Below are 7,423 nucleotides of genomic sequence, written 5' to 3' on the forward strand. Positions count from 1 at the left end.
CCTTATTTTGCGTCGTACCAGGTTGGACCATAAGAATAATCCACTTTCAGCGGAACCATTAATTCAATTGCGTGCTCCATTACTTCCGGTACAAGCTTCTCCATTTTTTCTACTTCTTCTTTCGGAACTTCAAAAATGAGTTCGTCGTGAACCTGCAGCAATAGACGCGCTTGCACCTTTTCTTCCTGCAAGCGGTCAAACATAACAATCATCGCCTTTTTGATGATATCGGCTGCACTTCCTTGAATCGGCGTGTTCATTGCTGTCCGCTCCGCAAAGCTGCGCAGATTGAAGTTGCGGCTTGTAATCTCAGGAATGTAACGGCGGCGGTTGAGCAGTGTCGTAACGTACCCTTGCTGTTTCGCTTCTTGAATAATGGCATCCATATATTCCTTTACGCCAGGGAAGCTTTCTAAATACTTTTGAATAAACTCCGCAGCTGCTTTTCGTGTAATTCCTAAGTTTTGCGACAAGCCGTAATCGCTGATACCGTACACAATCCCGAAATTAACCGCTTTTGCCTGCCGTCTCATATTGGATGTAACTTCATCATTTGCAACATCGAATACATCCATTGCTGTTTTTGTATGAATGTCCATATCGTGACGGAACGCATCAATCAGCCCCTGATCTCTTGCAATATGAGCCAGCACACGCAGCTCGATTTGGGAGTAATCTGCAGAAAATATGACCCAGCCCTCTTCAGACGGAATGAAAGCTTGACGAATTTTTCGCCCTTCCTCTAAACGAATCGGGATATTTTGCAAATTCGGTTCTGTAGAACTCAACCGGCCCGTTTGCGTTAACACCTGGTTAAAACGCGTATGGATTTTTGATGTATTTTCATGAACAACCTTTAATAAACCTTCAATATATGTGGAATACAGCTTTCCTAATTGACGGTAGAGCAGAATTTTTTCAACAATTTCATGATGATCTACCAGCTTCTCAAGAACATCAGCGGATGTGGAATATCCCGTTTTCGTCTTCTTCATAGCCGGCAAGTTCAGCTTTTCAAACAGCACGGTTCCGAGCTGCTTCGGTGAATTGATATTGAACCCTTCGCCAGCCAGCTCATGGATGTCTTTCTCGATATGCCCAAGCTTTGCAGAAAGTTCATTGCCCATGCCGCGCAAACGACCCGTGTCCACCTTCACGCCCGTGTACTCCATATCTGCCAATACGCGGGAAAGCGGCAGTTCAAGCTCTGTGAATAATTCATATTGCTCATTTCTCTTAAGCTCTTCTATAAAGGATTGTTTGACGTTGTACAGTACGCTCGCTTTGCGCGCGATATGATCTCCCAGCACTTCCTCAGCTGGTACCGCCCGCTTTGCCCCTTTACCGTACACCTCTTCATCCGATTGCACAGTGTGAGCGCCCTTCATTTTAGCAACAGAACGAAAATCTTTATCCGTGTCCGACGGATCGAGCAAGTAAGCTGCGACGAGAAGATCGAAATCAATTCCTCTCAGTTCAATGCCTTTCCATTTTAGCGCAACGATTGCTCGCTTCGCATCAAATGTAGACTTAGCAATATTTTCATCAGCAAGCCACGCTTTAAACTCTTCGGATTTTAAAGCCAGCTCTGCCGGAACAAAATAACAGCCCGTATCATTTACAATACCGAAGCCTTGAATGGCTGCACCGTGATAATTGTCTTCCTGCACTTCCACAATAAGTGCGCTGTCAGTACGCAATACGTCGCTGTTAAACTCTTCTGCTCGCTCAAAAGACAGCTCGTCCAAAGCTGTCGGCTCTTGTTCCTCTTGCTTTACATCCAGCTTATCAAGAAGAGAGTTGAACCCAAGATTTTGGAAAATCGGAACTACATCTGCCGGTTCATAGCCGTTATATGCGATATCATGTAAATGAACAGCGATAGGCGCTGTCGTATTGATCGTAGCCAGTTCCTTGCTCATGAGCGCCTGCTCTTTATTCGCTTCGAGCTTCTCTTTAAGCTTTTTGCCGCTTACACCTTCCAAGTTCTCGTATAGATTTTCCACTGTCTCAAATTCTTTGAGCAGCTTAATAGCTGTTTTCTCGCCTACTCCGGGCACGCCAGGGATATTATCAGATGTATCCCCCATCAGCCCTTTCATGTCGATAATTTGCTTGGCAGTGAGGCTGTACTTTTCGAACAATGCTTCTGGCGTGTATTCTTCTACTTCTGTAATGCCCTTTCGCGTAATGGAAACTTTTGTAGTCTCAGAAACGAGCTGCAGCAAATCACGATCACCGGATATAACTTTTACCTCAACATTTTCACTGTCAGCTTCTTTTGCGAGCGTACCGATAATATCATCAGCTTCATAATTCTCCAGTTCATAACGCTTAATATGAAAAGCATCCAGCAGTTCGCGAATAAACGGAAACTGCTCAGACAGCTCCGGCGGCGTTTTTTGGCGTCCGCCTTTATACTCACTAAATGTTTTGTGGCGGAATGTTGTTTTTCCAGCATCAAACGCGACAAGCATATGTGTTGGCTTTTCTTCCTCCAATATCCTCATTAACATCATTGTGAAACCGTAAATGGCATTCGTATGTATTCCCTTATCATTATTCAGCAGCGGCAATGCAAAAAATGCACGGTATGCGATGCTGTTTCCATCAAGTAAGACGACCTTTTTCTTCAAGCTCATCATTCTCCCCATTTCCTTTCTATATAAAGTGTTTTGCATGAGAAAAGCGCAGCCTTCGAGGCGCAGAGGTCAAGGTTCTCCGCCCGAAAAGGCGCTTTTTGCCTTTTTGCGGCGAAGGCTGCGCTAGACATACTCCCGGAATTTTATACTTTCTTACTCATCAAAAAAACCGTTATTTTCCCTCTCTATCATATCATGACCTGATAAGAGAAGGAAAATAACGGTTTGTTGCCAAAATATATTTTGTACATAACGAAAGATTTAAAAAAGGGAAGGGATGAGAATAGAAAGAATCTATTCTCACCCAAAACTACTCCTTGGATGAAGGGGTTTTCGTTAATTAGAATAACAGAGATATATTAACGAGACATGAATGTATTGTTAACATAATGTAAATCTATTCTTTTCGAAGCATAACAGTAAATACTGTACCTTCCCCTACTTCACTTTCCACTGTAATTTTGCCATGATGCGCCTCTACAAGATGCTTTACAATGGACAGGCCAAGACCTGTTCCTCCCGTATTGCGGCTGCGTGCCTTATCTATGCGATAAAAGCGTTCAAAAATACGCGGGATTTCCTCTTTGTTTATTCCGATTCCTGTATCGGATATTTTGATGCGAGCCCATTTCTGCTCATCTTCTACTGTTACACTGACACGCCCTCCTGCAGGCGTATAAGAAATTCCGTTATTAATTAAATTGATAAAGATTTGTTTTAGACGATATGGATCACCGGACACAGAAATATGCTCATCTATATGAAATGCAAGCTCTATTTGCTTATCCTCCGCCTTCGCTTGTAAAATCACGCCGATTTCTTCAAGCAGCAGCTTCAAGTCCACTATGCCCATGTTCAATTTAAAACCCTGCTGCTCGATTTTCGATAAATCGAGCAAATCCTCAATTAAGCTTTGCATCCGATCGCTTTCTTTCAAGATAATAGAAAGGAAATACTCACGCAGCTTTTGATCCTCCATCGCCCCGTCCAGCAGCGTTTCAGAGAAGCCCTTAATAGAGGTAATCGGCGTTTTTAATTCATGCGATACATTAGCGAGAAAATCCTTCCGCATCTGCTCCAGCTTCTTCAGCTCCGTTATATCGTGGAATACAAGAATAATCCCTTTCCACTCATGGTTTGTTCCGATAATGGGAGCGCCGTACACTTCAAAGTGCTTGCGCTCAATGCGAAGCGGCAAGAGCATTTGCTTTCGCACCTTTACTTCTGTCATAAAAATTTCTTCCACAAGAGCAACAACTTCTTTATGATAAAAAGCTTCATAATATAAACGGTCAAGATATTGTTCGTTTGTAACATGGAATGTTTCTTTGTACGAGCGATTAACGAGATTAATATAGCCGCGGCTGTCGATTAAAATCATGCCGCTTCCCATATTTTCAATGAGCGTATGAAGCCTGTCCTGCTGCATTTCTTGTGCCGAGGTCATCTCCTGCAAATTGCGCGCTAAAATATTGATCGCTTGGCTGAGCATTTCTGTTTCATCTGCATTGCTGCCATATGCCCGTGCTTTGTAATTTCCTTTCGCAAGTTCAATGGCGACCTTCGCGACATTCTCAATCGGCCTTGTATATTGAGCGGTAATCTTAATCCCGAGAAACACGATTACGACAAATGCGATCAGAAAATTCGTAATAAGAAGGTACCAAATTTTTTTATGAATGTCTGTTAACGAGCTTACGGATAAATCAACAATTAAGTACGCTCGGTCATCATGCTTATCGCGAAGCAGGATGCCGTAATAATATGTTTCCGAATCTCCGCTTTTCGCTTCAACTACATCTGGAGTTTTATCCAATTTTGTAATAATTCCCTGAACTGCTCCATTGGACTCAGCAAGCTTCTTACGTCCTTTGGAGTCATATAAAACTTCTCCTTTTTCATCGAGCAAGCTGAGGTTTACCTTTAAATTCTCTTCTACTCGCTGCAGCGTTTCCGGATAAAACAAGGAATAACGAATTCCCTCCCATTCCATAACGGAAGCAACATACTGAAGCTCTTTCTCCATGCGCTTGTTGAAATTCTCCATATAAAACCCTTTAAAAAGCTGGCCCAATAGGATGCCGAGTCCAACAAGCACGGCGATGATAAGAGAAATTAAAGCAAAGAGAAGCCTCGAGCGAAACTTATTCATCAGCCTTTGGCTCCTCTAACTTATACCCTAATCCCCGAATTGTTTTAATATATACTGGTTTTTTCGTGTTTTTTTCAATTTTATCGCGCAAATGACTGATGTGCACATCTACAATGCGTGTATCTCCTGCAAAGTCATAGTTCCAAACTGCACTGAGCAGTTGATCCCGCGTCAGAACACGCCCTTTATGCTTTGCCAAGTATACAAGCAATTCAAATTCCTTCGGTGTAAGCTCCAGCTTATCCTCCTGGAAATAAGCTTCGTAATACTCCGGCAGAATTTTCAAATCGGCAATTGTAAGTTTTCCGTCTTCCTTTTCGTCTGGTGTATGTTCCTCCTGAAGCTTTGTACGGCGTAAAATTGCTTTTACACGTGCCACTACTTCTCTTGGGCTGAATGGCTTTGTCATATAATCATCCGCCCCCAGCTCAAGTCCGAGCACCTTATCAAACTCATCATCTTTTGCCGTCAGCATTAAGATTGGAGTCATCATACGCTGCAAACGCAGCTCTTTACATACTTCCATACCGTCCATTTTTGGAAGCATAAGATCTAATATAATCAAATCAGGCCGTTCTTCTGTCGCTTTCTTTAAACCAGTCTCTCCATCTATGGCTGTTATGACTTCAAAACCTGCCTGCTGCAAATTGAATTCAATTAAGGTTAGGATAGATTCCTCGTCATCTACTACTAAAATCCGGTTACTCATTCTATTCCTCCAAGTCACAAAGTAAAACCGATCTTCATCCATATAGTCTTTGTCTACTCTATCAATTTTATGATACTAGAAAATAATTGGATGCTCAATTGAAAAAGAAAAGATTCCGTGATTGAACAAAAAAAAAGGACGAAAAGTCGTCCTTTAAAAATTATCGAGCGCTCTTTCCATCATAGAAGTGAGGTGATGGGGCGGAGCTACTGCAAGAAGTCCTTGAATGACCTTATCTTCTTCCTCATCATAAGCAGCGACTCGCATTTCAATTACGTGCTTATCCGGATAAACAGCAATTACTTCAAAGTGAAAATGCAGCGTCGCATAATGGTGCACGGATTTCGGAAATTCCAGTTCTTGTCTTACAACATGGCTGCCGGGGCCGGGCAAATACTTCGTAACCGCAGTAGTTACAATCCCTGTCAGCATCACACTTGGAACGATTGGCTTTTGATATGGAGTTTGCGAAGCGTAGTCATGCTGAATGTATAAAGGATTCGCATCGTCTGTCAGACCTAAATATAAAAGCAAATCCTTGTCTTCAATTTTTTCTGTAATAGTAAGTTTTTCCCCTATTGAAATCTCATCCATTTTACGGCCTAGCTTAAACTTCTTCCTTAACATATCCTCTCCACCTCCGAGTCTTTGTTCCGACTGCATACTCTAGGCATACAGATTGTCCTGCACCTTTTTGGTAGCGCTTTCAAGTTATTTCACAAAAATAATCCCCTAATAAGGGAAAAAGATTCGGGACTTGCTCCCGAATCTTTTTCTTATGCTGGCATCAGTGAAGAAATCTTGCATTCTGACTGATGAAGCTTTGCTTTTATTAAGCAAGAACCTTCATAACGTTGCGTACAGATTCAGCAGAACGATCTAAAGCTGCTTTTTCTTCATCAAGAAGATCAAGCTCAACGATTTTCTCAATGCCGTTGCCTCCTAGGACAATAGGTACACCAAGGTAAAGATCGCTGTAGCCGTACTCGCCTTCTAAATAAGCGATAGCCGGCACCACACGGCGCTGATCTTTAAGAACCGCTTCTGTCATGTCTACTAGAGAAGCTGCAGGTGCATAATATGCGCTGCCGTTTCCTAATAGATTTACAATTTCGCCGCCGCCTTTGCGCGTGCGTTCTACAATTGCATCCAAGCGGTCTTTTGGAATTAATGTTTCTAGCGGAATACCGCCAGCGTAAGAGTAGCGTACAAGCGGCACCATTTCGTCGCCGTGTCCGCCTAATACGAAGCCAGTAACATCTTTTACAGATAGGTTAAGCTCTTGTGCTACGAATGTACGGAAGCGAGCTGTATCAAGTACGCCGGATTGACCAATTACGCGCTCTTTCGGGAAGCCGGACTCTTTGAATACTGTATAAGTCATAGCATCAACTGGGTTTGTTAATACGATGATTACGCAGTTTGGAGAGTATTTTACAATTTCTTGCGTTACACTCTTCATAATCTTGGAGTTTGTTGCAACAAGATCGTCACGGCTCATGCCTGGTTTACGTGCAATACCAGCTGTGATTACCACTACATCGGAATCAGCTGTGTCTGCGTAGTCTGACGTACCGATGATATTTGCGTCAAAGCCTTGTACCGGGCTTGCTTCAAGCATATCTAATGCTTTACCTTTTGTCGGGTTTTCAAGCTGTGGAATGTCAACTAGCACTACGTCTCCCAGTTCTTTTTGAGCAGCTAAAAATGCTGTTGTTGCGCCTGTAAATCCCGCGCCTACTACAGTGATTTTTTTACGTGTGATTGTCATAATTTTTCCTCCTACACGATTACGCGTTTTCTACCGCTTTCTTCACGTCCATATTTTTGATTAATTCATTCGCAAACTCAGAGCATTTCACTTCTGTTGCACCGTCCATAAGACGAGCGAAGTCATACGTTACAACTTTAGAAGCAATC

The 7,423-nt window shown here is 42.7% G+C and carries 6 protein-coding genes; all 6 read right to left on the minus strand.

The genetic code is table 11. The features are described 5' to 3' along the window. Window positions 1–2 precede the first annotated feature (2 nt). The gene (gene polA / locus H540_RS0112400; RefSeq protein WP_028400938.1) at window positions 3–2,636 is read right to left on the minus strand and encodes a DNA polymerase I; all 2,634 of its coding nucleotides are present in this window, start codon (window positions 2,634–2,636) and stop codon (window positions 3–5) included. Between the two features lie 403 nt (window positions 2,637–3,039). After that, the gene (gene pnpS / locus H540_RS0112405) at window positions 3,040–4,794 is read right to left on the minus strand and encodes a two-component system histidine kinase PnpS (RefSeq protein WP_028400939.1); all 1,755 of its coding nucleotides are present in this window, start codon (window positions 4,792–4,794) and stop codon (window positions 3,040–3,042) included. Beyond that, entirely contained in the window at window positions 4,787–5,503 is a 717-nt protein-coding gene (locus H540_RS0112410; protein ID WP_028400940.1) for a response regulator transcription factor, read from the minus strand. The genes pnpS and H540_RS0112410 overlap by 8 nt, the downstream gene beginning before the upstream one ends. Window positions 5,504–5,656: 153 nt before the next feature. After that, window positions 5,657–6,130, minus strand: a complete 474-nt coding sequence (locus tag H540_RS0112415; RefSeq protein ID WP_028400941.1) for a MaoC/PaaZ C-terminal domain-containing protein — start codon at window positions 6,128–6,130, stop codon at window positions 5,657–5,659. 205 nt (window positions 6,131–6,335) lie between these two features. Further along, a complete protein-coding gene (mdh, locus tag H540_RS0112420; RefSeq protein WP_028400942.1) occupies window positions 6,336–7,274 on the minus strand; it encodes a malate dehydrogenase in 939 nt (312 codons plus the stop codon). Window positions 7,275–7,293: 19 nt separating this feature from the next. Then, window positions 7,294–7,423: hypothetical protein (locus H540_RS34575; protein WP_245592231.1), on the minus strand; the 130-nt coding region annotated here is incomplete at its 5' end.

The sequence above is a fragment of the Ectobacillus panaciterrae DSM 19096 genome, assembly GCF_000430785.1.
GTDB classification, from domain to species: Bacteria; Bacillota; Bacilli; order Bacillales; family Bacillaceae_G; genus Ectobacillus; species Ectobacillus panaciterrae.